The organism is Nocardia sp. NPDC004604, assembly GCF_040609795.1.
Lineage (GTDB): Bacteria > Actinomycetota > Actinomycetes > Mycobacteriales > Mycobacteriaceae > Nocardia.
Genome location: NZ_JBEXLC010000024.1, coordinates 1 through 16,196, shown reverse-complemented (window position 1 = coordinate 16,196; position 16,196 = coordinate 1). Strand labels below are relative to the sequence as shown.

At 65.9% G+C, this 16,196-nt stretch carries 12 protein-coding genes; 7 read left to right on the top strand and 5 right to left on the bottom strand.

Annotated features, from left to right (window positions below):
- Nucleotides 1-6: 6 nt before the first annotated feature.
- Both ABZW16_RS11550 and ABZW16_RS11545 read right to left on the bottom strand, forming a co-directional pair.
- Nucleotides 7-1,167: a zinc-binding dehydrogenase gene (locus tag ABZW16_RS11550; RefSeq protein WP_354954780.1), complete on the bottom strand. Its 1,161-nt coding sequence runs from the start codon at nucleotides 1,165-1,167 to the stop codon at nucleotides 7-9.
- Nucleotides 1,168-1,351: 184 nt separating this feature from the next.
- A complete protein-coding gene (locus ABZW16_RS11545; RefSeq protein ID WP_354954778.1) occupies nucleotides 1,352-3,007 on the bottom strand; it encodes an FAD-binding oxidoreductase in 1,656 nt (551 codons plus the stop codon).
- 525 nt (nucleotides 3,008-3,532) lie between these two features.
- Between ABZW16_RS11545 and dnaK the strand changes: the two genes are divergently transcribed.
- The 5 genes from dnaK to ABZW16_RS11520 all read left to right on the top strand — a co-directional run bounded on the left by dnaK (nucleotide 3,533) and on the right by ABZW16_RS11520 (nucleotide 9,449).
- Nucleotides 3,533-5,383: a molecular chaperone DnaK gene (gene dnaK, locus ABZW16_RS11540; RefSeq protein ID WP_354954776.1), complete on the top strand. Its 1,851-nt coding sequence runs from the start codon at nucleotides 3,533-3,535 to the stop codon at nucleotides 5,381-5,383.
- On the top strand, nucleotides 5,380-6,027 hold the full coding sequence (grpE, locus tag ABZW16_RS11535) for a nucleotide exchange factor GrpE (protein WP_354954774.1): 648 nt from the start codon (nucleotides 5,380-5,382) through the stop codon (nucleotides 6,025-6,027). Before dnaK ends, grpE begins: the two co-directional genes overlap by 4 nt.
- A gap of 24 nt (nucleotides 6,028-6,051) precedes the next feature.
- A complete protein-coding gene (gene dnaJ, locus ABZW16_RS11530; RefSeq protein WP_354954772.1) occupies nucleotides 6,052-7,215 on the top strand; it encodes a molecular chaperone DnaJ in 1,164 nt (387 codons plus the stop codon).
- On the top strand, nucleotides 7,215-7,616 hold the full coding sequence (locus ABZW16_RS11525) for a helix-turn-helix transcriptional regulator (RefSeq protein WP_354954770.1): 402 nt from the start codon (nucleotides 7,215-7,217) through the stop codon (nucleotides 7,614-7,616). The genes dnaJ and ABZW16_RS11525 overlap by 1 nt, the downstream gene beginning before the upstream one ends.
- A gap of 663 nt (nucleotides 7,617-8,279) precedes the next feature.
- Complete coding sequence (locus tag ABZW16_RS11520; protein WP_354954768.1) at nucleotides 8,280-9,449, top strand: globin domain-containing protein; 1,170 nt, start codon at nucleotides 8,280-8,282, stop codon at nucleotides 9,447-9,449.
- A gap of 59 nt (nucleotides 9,450-9,508) precedes the next feature.
- Here the strand turns inward: ABZW16_RS11520 and ABZW16_RS11515 are convergent, their stop codons facing one another.
- The gene (locus ABZW16_RS11515) at nucleotides 9,509-10,285 is read right to left on the bottom strand and encodes an FAD-binding oxidoreductase (RefSeq protein WP_354954766.1); all 777 of its coding nucleotides are present in this window, start codon (nucleotides 10,283-10,285) and stop codon (nucleotides 9,509-9,511) included.
- 8 nt (nucleotides 10,286-10,293) lie between these two features.
- Nucleotides 10,294-11,451, bottom strand: coding sequence for an FAD-binding oxidoreductase (locus tag ABZW16_RS11510; RefSeq protein WP_354954764.1), 1,158 nt, complete (start codon nucleotides 11,449-11,451; stop codon nucleotides 10,294-10,296).
- Between the two features lie 259 nt (nucleotides 11,452-11,710).
- Between ABZW16_RS11510 and ABZW16_RS11505 the strand changes: the two genes are divergently transcribed.
- Nucleotides 11,711-11,872, top strand: a complete 162-nt coding sequence (locus tag ABZW16_RS11505; protein ID WP_354954762.1) for a hypothetical protein — start codon at nucleotides 11,711-11,713, stop codon at nucleotides 11,870-11,872.
- 139 nt (nucleotides 11,873-12,011) lie between these two features.
- On the opposite strand, the gene ABZW16_RS11500 is transcribed toward ABZW16_RS11505, so the two are convergent.
- Nucleotides 12,012-12,947 (bottom strand): NADP-dependent oxidoreductase, encoded by a 936-nt coding sequence (locus tag ABZW16_RS11500; protein WP_354954760.1) that lies wholly within the window; start codon nucleotides 12,945-12,947, stop codon nucleotides 12,012-12,014.
- Nucleotides 12,948-13,247: 300 nt separating this feature from the next.
- Here ABZW16_RS11500 and clpB point away from each other — a divergent pair, with 300 nt between their 5' ends.
- Nucleotides 13,248-15,806 (top strand): ATP-dependent chaperone ClpB, encoded by a 2,559-nt coding sequence (clpB, locus tag ABZW16_RS11495; protein WP_354954758.1) that lies wholly within the window; start codon nucleotides 13,248-13,250, stop codon nucleotides 15,804-15,806.
- Nucleotides 15,807-16,196 lie beyond the last annotated feature (390 nt).

Here is a 16,196-nt window from a genome sequence, read left to right as displayed (position 1 = left end):
GTCCGGTCAGGGCGTCGTCGTGCTACTGGCCGGATCGATGAGGATCTTTGCGTGCTCCTCCGGATTCGCCAGGGCGGTGAAAGCATTATCGATGCCGTCCAGCCCGACGGTGCCGGTGATCAGCGGAGCCGGGTCGACCTTGCCATCGGCGAGCATATGCAGCGTGTCGCGGAACTCGCCCGGGTCGTAGCCGAGGACGAAGCGGACCTCGATCTCCTTATTGATGGCCATCGCGGGTTGGAAGCGGTCGGTCTCCATGCAGACGCCGACGACGACCACCCGCGACAGCGGCGGCGCGGCCGTGATGATCTGGTCGATAATGCCCGGCACGCCGACACATTCGAAGATGACCGGGCCCGCCGGAGCGGCATTGAGCGTGTGTGCCACGCGGAACAGGTACCACCACGGCAGATTCGGGATGCGGCGCAGCCGTTCCATGGTGTCGAATCCGAGGCTGAGGATATCGGTCACATCGTTGATCCGGCCGCGTTTCGGCGCTGCGTCCCATGGGGATCCGGTCGCGGGATCGACCACGATATCGGCGCCGCAGCCGAGGGCGAGGGCCCGGCGGCGCGGGGAGAAATCGCTGGCGACGACGGTGCGCACGCCAGCCGCCTTCAGCATGCTGATGACCGCCAAACCGATGGGGCCGCAGCCGATGACGAATGCGGTCCGGCCTTTGCCGACCCGACCCTTGCGCACCGCGTGCCAGGCGACGGCCATCGGCTCGGTGAGGGCGGCGTGCTCGGCCGAAAGACCGTTGGGGACCGGCATGGTCATGGACTCCTGGACCACCACCTGCTCGGCGTAGGCGCCGGGCGCCGCCGTCGAAAGGCCGGTCAGCTGTGGTGCGCCGTCGTGGCGCACGATGGGCAGCGCCACCACGGGGGTGCCCGGCCGCCACCGCTTGCGGCAGCCCGGCCCGTAATCGACTATCTCGCCGCTGAATTCGTGCCCGAGCACCACACGCTGATCCGAACGCATGAACTGGTCGTATCCGGTGCGCCCGGCCAGCTCCGCCATCTCGTCGGCATGGGTGCGGGCATGCAGATCGGAACCACAGATCCCGCAGCGTGACACATTGATCAGTACCTGCCCGCGTCCGGGCACCGGTGTCGGAAGTTCCTCCACCGCGAACTTGGTATTGGTGACGACGGCGGCCCTCATAGACGAACTCCTCGGATCGGCGGGGCACGAAGCTTCCCTTGCCGCCACCCTACTGCCGAGTTCGTGGGACACAGCGAAAATCGCGCGACTGGATCAGACAGTCGCCCTCGCCATGGGAAATGGGCTGATTCCGAATATTCATCCCGGTCTGGCCCGCCCGGCCGATAAGTGCTGAGCTCGGGGCTCAGATCAGTACGCCGGGATTGAGGATTCCGGCCGGATCCAGCGCCGATTTGGCGGCCCGCAACGCATTCGCGAACGGGTCGGGGCGCTGTCGGTCGTACCACGGTCGGTGATCCCGGCCGACCGCGTGATGGTGGGTAATGGTCCCGCCCGCACCCGAGAGTGCCTCGGAGACAGCGGCTTTGATGTCGTCCCACTGCGCGAGCGTGCTGCCCCAGCGACCCGTGGCGTAGATGCCGAAATATGGTGCCGGACCGTCCGGATACACGTGGGTGAAGCGGCAGGTCACCACGCCGGTGGCACCGACCGACCGGATGGCCGCGTTCGCGGCCTCGGTCACCGATGCCTTCAGATTGTCGAATCTGTCCCAGGTGCAGGCGGTTTCGAAGGTTTCGGTGATCATCGATCGGGCCGCGAGGGCGTCGCGCTGGTAGGGCATCCGCAGAAATGACGATCGCCAGATATCGGCCGCGCCCGAACTCGGTTGGCGCGCGCCCGATTCGGTGTAGCGCGCAGGTTCGGGCAGGGTGCCGCCGTGCTCGGCGACCAACTCCAGCGCGCGTTCCATCCAGGTGCGCGTCGGGTGATCGGCGGATTCGAATCCGAGTACCAGTACGCCGCCGCTGGTGGCGGCACCGGCATTGAGAAATGCCTCGGCCGGATCGAGCAGTCGGCAATTGCTCGGGTGCAGACCGGACTGTGCGATGGCCCTGGTGGCGGCAACTGCCTTCGCGTAATCGTCGAAGTGTGCGGAAGCCGTTGCGCGCCAACGTGGTCGGTCCTGTAGACGCATCCACGCCTCGGTGATGATGCCGAGTATCCCCTCGGACCCGAGGAACATCCGGTCCGGCGACGGCCCCGCCCCGGATCCGGGCAGCCGCCTCGATTCGCTGATGCCCGTCGGTGTCACCACCCGCATCGATTCGACCAGGTCATCGATATGGGTGTACAGCGTGGCGAAATGCCCACCGGCCCTGGTGGCCAGCCAGCCACCGAGGGTCGAGAATTCGAACGACTGCGGAAAATGCCGCAGCGTCAGATCCGCGCCGCGCAGCTGATCCTCCAATGCCGGTCCGAACACTCCGGCCTGTATTCGCGCGGCCCGGCTGGTCCGATCTATTTCCAACACGCGATCGAGAGCGCTCAGGTCCAGGCTGATCGCCCCGGCGAATTCGCCTGCCGCCCGGCCGGAATCGCGGTTCGTCCCGGCCGAATCGGTCGATGACGGATTCGACAATCGCGGCTCCACCCCGCCGACCACCGACGTCCCGCCGCCGAACGGAATTACCGCGATATTTGCCCCGGCCGCCCAGTCCAGAACGTCGACGATATCGTCGTCGCCGCGCGGCCGAACGACCAGATCCGGCGCATTGCGCACATCACCGAGCAGATTGCGCACCACATCGCGAAATGCCTGACCGTGTGCGTGTGCCGCCCGATCGGCCGGATCCGCCGACACCAGTTCGGCGAGCGAATCCGGTGCGGTCACCCGCGGTTCGGGCAGTCCGAGCGATTCGGCCGATGGCGGTTCGTGCGGTGTGAGATCCGCCCCCGGCAGCATTGCCGCGACCCGCGCCGTCAGCGCGTCCAACTCCGCGCCGACGACCGCATCCTCGACATTGCCCCAGCCCCACCACGACCGCGTCCTCGTCGCCACGACCACTCCTCTCGGCGGTCCGATCGGCCGCACCACCGCCCGCCATCCTCGTGGAGCACCGATCGCCGGGCAAGCACACGCGATATCCCAGATTTCGGGGAGGTACTGCGACGGCCGTCGCGACCACGATTGGTGCATCGGAAGGGAGACACCGATGTACGGATTCGTCGGGACTGGATCCGGGTTGGTCACAACTGGTGCGCGTTCCTGGCCTGCGCCCATCCAGCTGGTGAGAATGGCGGACAGTGCCCTGCCGAGCGGTCCGGGAATAGATCGCGCAGGACGCCGGTTGAGCCGTTCGACAACATTGAGTGGGTTCGGCTCAAGTTTGAGTTGACTCCCGGCCGTAATCGGGTGCAGGATTGAGTCGACCACGCTCAGTGTTGCTGGGACCGTGCTCCGTGAGGTGCTTGGGGCGAGGTCTCGCGGCAGCCGAACACGGATGTCGCAGGGCGGACAGATCGCCCGAAACCCGCGATTACCCAGCACCGACAGAAGTAGTTACGTCAACTAGGAGGAACAACCATGGCTCGTGCGGTCGGAATCGACCTCGGGACCACGAACTCGGTCGTCGCCGTTCTCGAAGGCGGCGAGCCGGTCGTCGTCGCGAACTCTGAAGGATCGCGCACTACCCCCTCGATCGTCGCGTTCGCCAAGAACGGAGAGGTTCTGGTCGGCCAGCCCGCCAAGAACCAGGCGGTCACCAACGTCGACCGCACCATCCGCTCGGTCAAGCGTCACATCGGCACCGACTGGTCGGTGGACATCGACGACAAGAAATACACCGCACAGGAGATCAGCGCGCGCGTGCTGATGAAGCTGAAGCGCGACGCCGAGGCCTACCTGGGCGAAGAGATCACCGACGCGGTCATCACCGTGCCCGCGTACTTCGAGGACTCGCAGCGTCAGGCCACCAAGGAGGCCGGTCAGATCGCCGGTCTGAACGTGCTGCGCATCGTCAACGAGCCCACCGCGGCCGCGCTCGCGTACGGCCTGGACAAGGGCGATAAGGAACAGACCATCCTGGTCTTCGACCTCGGTGGCGGCACCTTCGACGTCTCGCTGCTGGAAATCGGCGAGGGCGTCGTCGAGGTCCGCGCCACCTCCGGCGACAACCACCTCGGTGGTGACGACTGGGACGAGCGCGTCGTGACCTGGCTGGTCGACAAGTTCAAGGCCAGCGCGGGCATCGACCTGACCAAGGACAAGATGGCCATGCAGCGCCTGCGTGAGGCGTCTGAGAAGGCCAAGATCGAGCTCAGCTCCAGCCAGAGCACCTCGATCAACCTGCCCTACATCACCGTCGACGCGGACAAGAACCCGCTCTTCCTCGACGAGCAGCTGACCCGCGCCGAATTCCAGAAGATCACCTCGGACCTGCTCGACCGCACCCGTGCGCCGTTCCAGTCCGTGATCAAGGACGCGGGCATCAACGTGGCCGATATCGACCATGTCGTGCTCGTCGGTGGTTCCACCCGTATGCCCGCGGTGAGCGATCTGGTCCGCGAGCTGACCGGCGGCAAGGAGCCCAACAAGGGCGTGAACCCGGACGAGGTCGTCGCCGTCGGCGCCGCCCTGCAGGCCGGTGTGCTCAAGGGTGAGGTCAAGGACGTCCTGCTGCTCGATGTGACCCCGCTGTCGCTGGGCATCGAGACCAAGGGTGGCGTGATGACCAAGCTCATCGAGCGCAACACCACCATCCCGACCAAGCGTTCGGAGACCTTCACCACCGCCGACGACAACCAGCCGTCGGTGCAGATCCAGGTGTTCCAGGGTGAGCGCGAGATCGCCTCGCACAACAAGCTGCTCGGCTCCTTCGAGCTGACCGGCATCCCCCCGGCCCCGCGCGGCGTGCCGCAGATCGAGGTCACCTTCGACATCGACGCCAACGGCATCGTGCACGTGACCGCGAAGGACAAGGGCACCGGCAAGGAGAACACGATCAAGATCCAGGACGGCTCCGGCCTGTCCAAGGATGAGATCGACCGGATGGTCAAGGACGCCGAGGCGCACGCTGCCGAGGACAAGGCCCGCCGCGAGGAGGCCGAGACCCGCAACCAGGCCGAGTCGCTGGTGCACCAGACCGAGAAGTTCATCAAGGAGAACGAGGACAAGGTCCCGGCGGACGTCAAGACCAAGGTCGAGGCGGCCATCGCCGAGGCGAACGAGGCGCTCAAGGGCACCGATATCGCCGCGGTGAAGTCCGCGGTGGAGAAGCTCGCGACCGAGTCGCAGGCGCTGGGCCAGGCCATCTACGAGGCGTCGGCGGCCGAGTCCGCTGCCTCCGGCAACGGCGCCGCCAGCTCCTCGGCTGGTGACGATCAGGTTGTGGACGCCGAAGTTGTGGACGAGCCGGTCGACACGGAGAAGAAGTGACACAGGGAAACTCCGAACAGGAGCCGATCACCTTCGTCGACAATCGCAAGATCGATCCGGACACAGGTGAGATTCGGGAACCGGCGGCAGAGCCCGCCGCCGGGCCCGGCCCGGAAGCCGGGAACGGCACCGAACCCCTCCTCGGTAACGATGTGGGCGCCGACGTCCTGGCCGAGACCATCACCAAGGAGCTGGCCGAGCGCACCGCCGATCTGCAGCGGCTGACCGCCGAATACGCCAACTACCGGCGGCGGGTCGAGCGGGACCGGCAGGCGACCATCGAGGCGGCCAAGGCCGCCGTGGTCTCCGAATTGCTCGGTGTCCTCGACGATCTCGATCGTGCGCGCGCCCACGGCGACCTCGAAACCGGACCGCTCAAGTCGGTCGCGGACAAGCTCGCCGATGCGCTGCACAAGCAGGGTCTGCAGGAATTCGGTACCGAGGGCGAGGCCTTCGACCCGACCCTGCACGAGGCCGTGCAGCACGAGGGCGACGGACACGATCCGGTGATCGGTGTAGTTATGCGCAAGGGCTATCGGTTCGGCGATCGGGTGCTTCGGCACGCGCTCGTCGGGGTAACCGATGGCGTGGCCGATCTGGTCGAAGAAGAGGCATCCGATGATGCCAATGCGAACAACCAATAAGAACCCGAGAGGAGGAGATGCCCGGTGAGTCAACGGGAGTGGATCGAAAAGGACTTCTACAAGGAGCTGGGTGTCTCCTCCAGCGCCTCGCAGGACGAGATCAAGAAGGCGTATCGCAAACTCGCTCGTGACTTGCATCCGGATGCCAACCCCGGCGATACCAAGGCCGAGGAGCGGTTCAAGACCGTCAGTGAGGCCCATGCCGTGCTGTCGGATCCGGCCAAGCGCAAGGAGTACGACGACACCCGAAAGCTGTTCGCGGGTGGCGGATACGGGCGCGGTGGCTTCACTCCCGGTACGGGCGGCGGCTTCTCGCAGGACTTCAATATCGGCGACATCTTCGGCCAGGCGAATGCGGGCGACGGTGGCCTCGGTGACCTGCTGGGTGGCCTGTTCAACCGGGGTGGCACGCGAACCTCGAGCCGCCCGCGCCGCGGTGCGGATGTGGAGACCGAGACGACCCTCGGGTTCCGCGAGGCCGCGCAGGGCGTCACCGTTCCGCTGCGGATGACCAGTCCGTCGCCGTGTACCACCTGCCACGGCAGCGGCGCCAAGCCGGGAACCAGTCCGCGAGTCTGTCCCGTCTGCAACGGCAACGGCGTGATCAGCCGCAACCAGGGTGCGTTCGGCTTCAGCGAGCCGTGCGACGAATGCCGTGGTACCGGCTCGATCATCGATGACCCGTGCGTCGACTGCCACGGCAGCGGCATCCAGAATCGGACCCGCACCATTACGGTGCGGATTCCGCCCGGTGTCAGCGACGGGCAGAAGATCCGGCTGGCCGGACAGGGTGAGGCCGGGCTGCGTGGTGCGCCCTCGGGTGACCTCTATGTGACCGTGCATGTCAGCCAGGACAAGGTCTTCGGCCGCAATGGCGATGACCTGACCCTGGTGCTGCCGGTCAGTTACAGTGAATTGGTGCTGGGCACAACGGTTTCCGTGCCCACGCTGGAAGGGCGCGTCGGCGTCAAGGTGCCGCCCGGCACCGCGGACGGCCGCATCCTCCGGGTGCGCGGCCGTGGCGTGCCCAAGCGCGGTCCCGCCGGCGGGGCGGGCGATCTGCTCGTCACCGTCAAGGTGGCCGTGCCGCAGAAGCTGGACGACAATGCCACCGAGGCGCTCAAGCGGTTCGCGGAGGCGGAGAAGACCAGCGGGTTCGATCCGCGTGCGGGATGGGCAGGTGCGTGATGTCCGATAATCCGAGGCAGGCATCCGGTGGGTCGGCGCGGGCCGAGGTCTTCATGATCTCGGTTGCGGCCCAGCTGGCGGGCATGCACGCGCAGACACTGCGCACGTATGACCGCCTGGGACTGGTTACGCCGCAACGGACTTCGGGTGGCGGTCGACGTTATTCGGCACGGGACGTCGAGCTGCTGCGCGAGGTGCAGCGGCTGTCCCAGGACGAGGGCGTCAACCTGGCGGGCATCAAGCGCATCATCGAACTCACCAATCAGGTCGAGGAACTGCAACAGCGGGTCGCCGAATTGTCGGCCGAGCTGGATCGGCTGCGCGCAGGGTATCGCCCCGATCTCGCGCCGCCGCAACGCAGTACCGCACTGGTGGTGTGGAAGCCGCGCAATCGGCGCTGAAAGGCGCTTCGGCAAAAGCAACGGCTCCGGGATTCGGTACACAACCGAGCTCGGAGCCGTTGTCGTTTCGCCAATGGGTAAATGCGTTATGCGGCAACGCCGTACCCGCTGCCGCGGCGAATAACTGCTGGCAGTACTCGAGCAAACTCCTGACTCCGGATTTCGGCATCCGGCAGGTGGTTCGTGGCTGCGCGGCGTCGGCCCGCGACCGACAGGGTTGCCGATGATGTGCCGAGCCGTGAAGTTTGCTGCGAGCGGTATTTCAGCAAACTATTCGCCGGATCGCCCGTGTGATTTCGTCGGTCGCCAGGTCGGTGGGATGCGCGGCGTTTGCCCGAGCCGGGTAAGCGGTTGCGGCGCGCGGGTTGCCGAGGAATCGCTCTCGGAGCCGCAATGGGATGAATCTTGCAAAACGGGCCGTGCGAAACCGGCAGGTATATGACGGATTTCGCCGCCGTGTTCGTTCTTTCGGTTTGTTTTCAAGGGTTTTCGTGGTGCTGACCGCCGTTTCGTCCGAATTACATGCTTGATGTTTATCTGACTGATTCCGTAGCTGGCAAACCTCGCCTACACTCATTCGCATTGGCTGCTGTCGAGTGTCCCGCAGCACCTCACTTGTCGGCCACGGATTGTGTTCGAGCGCAAAAAGGGGTTGTGACACAAATGGATTCGCGGACGGTCGCTTTGATCAGAACAACGTTCAAGGCGGTTGCTGCGGAGGAGGGCGGCCCCGCCAAGCTAGCCAGTTCGTTCTATGCAATCCTTTTCACCAACTACCCCGCCGCAAGGGACTTTTTTCCGGCGGCCATGGATGCGCAGCGTGACCGATTGGTCAAGGCCATCTCCTATGCGCTGGATCGGCTCGAGGAGCCGGACAAACTATTGCCATTCCTCGCCCAACTCGGGCGGGATCACCGCAAGTACGGTGTACAGGCCGCGCACTACACCGCCGTGGCCACCTCGCTGAAGTCCGCGATGCGGATCTTCGCGGGCGCCGAGATGTGGACCGACGAGGTCGACCGGGCGTGGGATGAGGGCCTGAAGATCATCGGCGACACCATGATCGGCGCGGCCGAACAGGAATCGGCGCCATCGGTCTGGTCCGGAACCGTCGTCGAGTGCCGCGAGGTGCTGCGCAATCTCGCCGTCGTCCGGCTGCAATTGGATCAGCCGATGCAGTACGCCGCTGGCCAGTACATCAGCGTGCAGATTCCGTCCCGGCCGCGCATGTGGCGCTATATGTCCCCGGCAGTGCCCGCGAATGCGAACGGGGAGATCGAATTCCATGTCCGCGGAGTGCTCGGCGGCTGGGTCAGTCCGGCCATCGTCGGCCACACCGCCGTCGGTGACCAGTGGTACCTCGGTTCACCTCTGGGCGGACTCGGCATACCGCGCAATGTGAAACGCAAAATGCTGATGGTCGGCTGCGGTACCGGCATCGCACCCCTGCGCGCCCAGCTCATGGCGATGGCACAGCGGCGTATCAATCCTCGGGTGCACCTGTTCGTCGGCGGACACCATCCCTGTGATCTCTATGATCTGGAGATCCTGAGCCAACTGGCCACCGCCAATAAGTGGCTCAGCGTCACCCCGGTCACCGAGAGCGATGAAAACCCCTGGTGGTATCTGGATTCCGGCGAGCCCGAACGCATCTGGCCGGGCCTGGATGCCCGGGTGACCGGCCAGATCGGCAAGGTCGTCGCCAGTTACGGTTCCTGGGCCGACCGGGATGTGCAGATCGTCGGCTCACCCTCGATGGTGCAGACCACCAAGTTCCGCTTGATGGCCGCCGGTACCCAAACCAAGAACATCCGCCACGACCCGCTGTTCTGAATCTTTGGCTGAATTTTTGGCCGCGCGGGCGCGGCGTGTTCGCGGCCCCCTTGGTCTCGTTAAAGTCCCTCGAACTGTATTGCGGCAGCTGGAGTTCCGGTTTCGACAAGACGATCCAGGGTCACCCGGACCATATTCGGTGAGCCACAGACCAGCACCTGATGGTTGTTGAACGCGCCGTGTGAAGCAACCACATCCGCGAGCGTGCCGAAGAGCATGTCATCGAGCGGGAATCCGATATCCACCCGCGAATGCTCGTACCACTCGTCGACCCAACCCGGGTCCTCCGGGCCTTCGACGACGGGAATCACAGTGAGCCAGGGCAATTCGTTCGCCAGCAGGAACAGCATGTCGTCGGCGTACAGATCGCGCGGGGAGCGGCCGCCGGTGAACAGATAGGTGGGCGGCGGATCCTCGTGTCGGGCGAGTTCGAGGATCTGGGCGCGCATCGGGGCCAGACCGGTGCCGCCCGCGATCATCACCACCTCATCGCCGTACGGGTCGACATTGAAAGTGCCGAGGGGAGCGCCGATCTGCCATTCGTCGCCGGGTTTGGTGTCGGTGACGATGCTGCCGCTGCACCAGCCGCCGAGCACCGTGCGCACATGGAACTCCAACTTGCCGTCCAGCGACGGCGGCAGCGCAGGGGAGAATCTGCGGCGCATGCCGGGATGCTGCGGCACCCGGACCTCGACGGACTGCCCCGCGAGGAACGGGACGTACTCGCCGATCAAGCGGATCACCGCGACATCGTGGCGCAGCCGATGGTGACCGACCACCGTCGCCTTCCATTCGGGCGCGGAACCATTGCCGAGCGAGCTCGGATCTATTGTCATTGCTTCTCTCACACGGGATCTGAGCTGATTGCCCACTCTGGGGTGCCGACCGCCATGAGGGCACGGCGGGTATCGGCGATCATGCGGGCCGACCCGGAGATCTGGATCTGGCGGTCGGCCCAGGAACCGAAGCTGGCCACCACCGCGCCCAGATTTCCGATCAGGCGGCGGTGCATGCCGTACGGCTCTTCCTGCGGCGGATGCGGATACCACCACGGGTTGGTCTTCTGTTCGCACACCGGGACCACGGTCAGCCAGGGATTGCTCTGGGAGAGCTGCCACATGTTCTCGACGTCGTACAGATCGCAGGGGTAGCGCCCGCCGATGAAGAAATGCACGCGCGGGTTGATACCGCGCTGGCCCATCTCGATCAGTTGTGCGCGCAGCGGGGCGATGCCGGTGCCCGCGCCGATCAGCAGCACATCGCGGCCGCTTTCGCGATCGATGTGCAGGCCGCCGAGCGGACCCGCGATCATCCAACGGTCGCCGACCCTGGTCTCATTGACAATGGCCGGGCTCACCCAGCCGCCGCGGATCTTGCGAACATGGAATTCGATCTCGCCATACGGATTCGCGGGAATGGCGGGCGATAGGTAGCGCCACATCTTCGGCCGCTGCGGCAGCGAGATCGGCACATACTGCCCGGCCTGATACGGGATCGGACTATCGGATTGCAGCCGCACGATGGCCAGATCCTCGAGCACCCGGCGATGGCCGACGACGGTCGCCTCCCAATACGGCTGCGACTTGTCGGAGTTGGCGCCGATGGCCATGGAGGCGGAGATCAGGATGGTGATATCGCGCCAGCCCTCCTCCAGCGCGCGATTCCACATCGGCCCGTTGAACACCCGAAACGCGGCCAGCAGTGCCCGCCCGGCGATATCGTAGTGCGCGGCGATGACACCGAATTTGCGATGATCGCGCGCCAGCTGTTCCAGGAACTTCTGGGCCCGTCCCCAGTCCTCGAGATTGTCGAGTGCGAAATGGATGGCGGTCACCAGGCGCTTGGCCTGCATCTCCATCGCGGGCGGGAACAACTCCCGCAACTCTGGCTCCTCTGCGAACAGATGACCATAGAACGCACTGATCAACCGCTCGGGTCCGTTCGGCGATTCGATCACCGAGCGGAAGTTGGCGCGGACCAGCGCTGCCGAACGCGCATCCACGAGGTGGAGCTTCCTTTCCCTCTATGTGCTGCCCAGGGACATGTCCGTAACCGGCGGTCCTCCGCCGTCAAGTATCCCTGAAAATCCCGTGGTCGTGTGGGTATGACCGATCACGCCCGCGCCAACGGTAATCCGTGGGCAAATCGGGTCTGCTGTGGGCCTGACATGCAGGATAGGCGAACAGCCTGGCAGGCAGGTTACCGCTGGGTCAACTCGCCACGTTGGCGCGCACCGCCGGGGCGACCGATTCGGCGTAGCGGTGCACCTGTTCGACGGGGTCGCCCTCGATCGGCCAGAAGATGAACGCGTCGATGCGCTGGTCGCGGTGCAGGGCGGACAGGTCGTCGACCCAGCGCTCGGGCGGCCCGCCAGGAAGCGGTGGTCGGTGCCGTCATCGGTGATGGTGCCGGAGAGGTTGTAGACCCGGCGGATGGCGCGCGGGTCGCGCTGCGCCGCAGCGGCTTCCCGCTGGAGGTTATCGGCCTCCGGCATCAGGAAGAGGCCGAATTCGGGTGGACGGGATGGCTTGTCGCGGGTGCGTACGCCGACATTCCGACGCTTCAGATGGCTAGCACGGTCTTGCCGCGCGCACCCGCGGCGCCGATGACCGCGGCGGCCGAGGCCAGCGGGACGGTGGCGTCGATCGGCACCACCACATCGCCCTCCGCGACGCGCTCCAGCAGGCGCGTCAATTCCGGTGCGCGGCCGGAGGATTCGATATTGCCGCCGTTGATCCCGCGGTTGCGCAGCGCCTGCTCGTCGGCGGCCCAGATGGTGGAGTAGACGGTGCCGCCGTCGCGGACCAGCGCGGTCAGCTCGGCCAGCGTTTCGGGCGGGCTGACCAGGTCGAAGAGCACGTCGACCCCGCCGGGATGTGCGGCGGCGATCTGCTCCGCGATCGGGCCCCGGGTGTAGTCGACGGTCTCGGCCGCGCCCAGTCGGGTCATCTGGTCGGCGGCCGCGCCGCGGGCGGTCGCGATGACGTGCGCACCCGCCATATTCGCCAACTGCACCAGGAACGAGCCGACACCGCCGGTCGCGCCGATGATCAACACCGTCTGACCCGGCTCGATCTTGCTGGCGTCCACGATGTCCTGGGCGGTGACGCCCGCGGTCGGCAGGGCCGCGGCCGCCACGGTCGGGACCCGGTCCGGGATTCGGACCAGTGTGGCGTTCTCGGGCAGTACCGCATACTCCGCGAAACTGCCGTGGCCGACGGGCGGGACCAGGAATTTGCCGACGACACGGTCGCCGACGGCGAATCCGGTGACGCCGGGGCCGATCGAGGACACCGTGCCCGCGCCGTCGACACCGAGGATCATCGGGAAATCGTGCGGCAGCTTGCCGTCCAGAATGCCATTGGCCATCTTCTGGTCGAAGGGGTTGACGCCCGCCGCCTCCAGTTGCACTCGCACCGCGCCCACGCTCGGCTCGGGCATCGGCATTTCGGCCAATTCGGGTGTTGCTCCGAAGCTTCGTACCACGATCGCGCGCATCCATCGCTCCTCGGGTTGGGCTGGATTGTGGTGCATAAACCAGGGCAAAGGCCATCGTAGGCATCCTTATGCCATAGACCCTGTGATTGATGCCATTCGGCAGTGTCGCGGCGTAGCGTTCATCACGAGTCTGTTCAGGTGTCGGGCGAATCGGTGCGGTTCGTTCAAAAAACTAAAGTTGAGTGGAACAGACTCAACCTTTCGGACGTTGAACGGTGCGAAGCGGTGCGAGCCGCGCGGTGGAACCGCGTGGATTCCGGCGAGCTCGACACCGCGCATCGACTAGTAGGAAGGTGACTTGTGGACTCGTTCAATCCCACCACCAAGACCCAGGCGGCCCTGACCGCCGCCCTGCAGGCCGCCTCGGCCGCGGGCAATCCGGAGATTCGTCCGGCGCACTTGCTGGTGGCGTTGCTGGATCAAACCGATGGCATCGCCGCCCCCTTGCTCAAGGCCGTCGCGGTGGATCCGGCGACGGTTCGACACGAGGCGCAGGACATTGTCGACCGGCTGCCGCGCGCGACCGGTGCGACCACGACACCGCAGCTCGGCCGGGAGGCACTGGCCGCGATTACCGCCGCCCAGCGCCTGGCCACCGAACTCGGCGACGAATACGTCTCGACCGAACACGTCCTGGTCGGCCTGGCCGAGGGCGATTCGGATGTGACCATGCTGCTGAAGAAGTACGGCGCGACCCCCGACGCGCTGCGTGAGGCGTTCACCGCGGTGCGCGGCAGCGCGCGGGTGACCAGTCCGGATCCGGAGGGCAGCTACCAAGCGCTGGAGAAGTATTCGACCGACCTCACCGCGGCCGCCCGCTCCGGCAAACTCGACCCGGTCATCGGCCGCGATACCGAAATCCGCCGTGTCGTACAGGTTTTGAGCCGTCGCACCAAGAACAACCCGGTGCTCATCGGCGAGCCGGGCGTCGGCAAGACCGCCATCGTCGAAGGTTTGGCCCAGCGCATCGTGGCCGGTGATGTGCCGGAGTCGTTGCGCGGCAAGTCCGTTGTCTCGCTCGACCTCGGTGCGATGGTGGCCGGCGCGAAGTACCGCGGTGAATTCGAGGAGCGGCTCAAGGCCGTACTCGAGGAGATCAAAAGCAGTGCAGGGCAGATCATTACCTTCATCGATGAGCTGCACACCATTGTCGGCGCCGGCGCGACCGGCGAATCCGCCATGGACGCCGGCAATATGATCAAGCCGATGCTCGCCCGCGGTGAACTGCGCCTGGTCGGTGCCACCACGCTGGAGGAGTATCGCAAGTTCATCGAGAAGGACGCCGCCCTGGAGCGCCGCTTCCAGCAGGTGCTGGTCGGCGAACCGTCGGTGGAGGACACCATCGGCATTCTGCGCGGCATCAAGGAGCGCTACGAGGTGCACCACGGTGTGCGCATCACCGACTCCGCACTGGTGGCCGCGGCCACCCTCAGCGACCGCTACATCACCTCCCGGTTCCTACCGGATAAGGCGATCGATTTGGTCGATGAGTCGGCGTCGCGGCTGCGCATGGAAATCGACTCGCGCCCAGTGGAAATCGACGAGGTCGAGCGCGCAGTGCGTCGCCTCGAGATCGAAGAGGTCGCGCTGGAGAAGGAGACCGATGCGGCCTCCAAACAGCGTTTGGACAAGTTGCGCCAGGAACTCGCCGACGACCGCGAGAAGCTCAACCAGCTGATGACCCGCTGGCAGAACGAGAAGAGTGCCATCGATCAGGTCCGAGTTCTCAAGGAGGAGTTGGAATCGCTGCGCGGTGAGTCCGAGCGCGCCGAACGCGATGGCGATCTCGGCAAGGCCGCCGAACTGCGTTACGGGCGGATCCCGGCACTGGAGAAGCAGCTCGCCGAGGCCGAAAAGGCCTCTGCGACAGCCGGTGACGGCGAGGTGATGCTCAAGGAGGAGGTCGGCCCCGACGATATCGCCGAGGTGGTCTCGGCCTGGACCGGTATTCCGGTCGGCCGCATGATGGAGGGCGAAACCCAGAAGCTGCTGCGGATGGAGCAGGAGTTGGGCAAGCGCGTCGTCGGCCAGGCCGAGGCGGTGCAGGCGGTCTCCGATGCGGTGCGCCGGGCCCGAGCCGGAGTCGCGGATCCGAACCGGCCGACGGGTTCGTTCATGTTCGTCGGCCCGACCGGTGTCGGTAAGACCGAGCTGGCAAAGGCGTTGGCGGACTTCCTGTTCGACGACGAACGCGCCATGGTCCGCATCGATATGAGCGAGTACAGCGAAAAGCACTCCGTCGCGCGGCTGGTCGGCGCCCCGCCCGGCTACGTCGGTTACGACCAGGGCGGTCAGCTGACCGAGGCGGTGCGGCGCAGGCCGTACACCGTGGTGCTGTTCGACGAGATCGAGAAGGCGCATCCGGATGTCTTCGACATCCTACTCGCCGTACTCGACGAGGGTCGCCTGACCGACGGCCAGGGCCGCACGGTGGACTTCCGCAACACCATCCTCATTCTGACCTCGAATCTGGGTGCGGGTGGCGATCGGGACTTCGTCATGAACGCGGTCCGCGCGGCCTTCAAACCGGAATTCCTGAACCGCCTCGACGATGTGGTCATGTTCCACGCTCTCGACGAGGAGCAGCTGGAGTCCATCGTCGACATCCAGCTCGACCAGCTGCAGAAGCGGCTGTCGCAGCGCAGGCTGAAGCTGGACGTCAGCGATTCGGCCCGGTTCTGGCTCGCGGTGCGCGGCTACGACCCGGTCTACGGCGCCCGCCCGCTGCGCCGCCTGATCCAGCAGTCCATCGGCGACACCCTCGCCAAGGAACTGCTCGCCGGTGAGGTCACCGATGGCGACACCGTCGCGGTCAACGTGACCCCGAACGGCGAGGGCCTGATAGTCGGCCGCGGCTGACCTAACGGCCTGCCCACCCCTGCGGCCCGGCTCGCGATCAATCGCGACCGGGCCGCCGTCATAACCACGGCAGAGCGAGTCATGCGAGCGACGTCGGCGGCCATCTCGAACCCGCGCGAAGGCCGGGCCATCGACTCAGTCGAGTCGTCGAAGCACCTGTATCGCGGTCATGAACCTCGGCCATCGGTACCGATTGCCTGTTCTCCGCAGCCCGGTTCGCGATCAGTCCGCAGCCCGGCCGCTTCCGTACCCACCACGGAGCGAGTCTTACGAGCGACCTGTTCGCGGCCCGTCTCGCGTCCGAGTCGTCGAAGCCGATCGTGACCGAACCCGTGCCCGTCGTCGTGCTTCCGGAGAGCCGGGTGCGTCTGCACGACATGGCGATTCGGC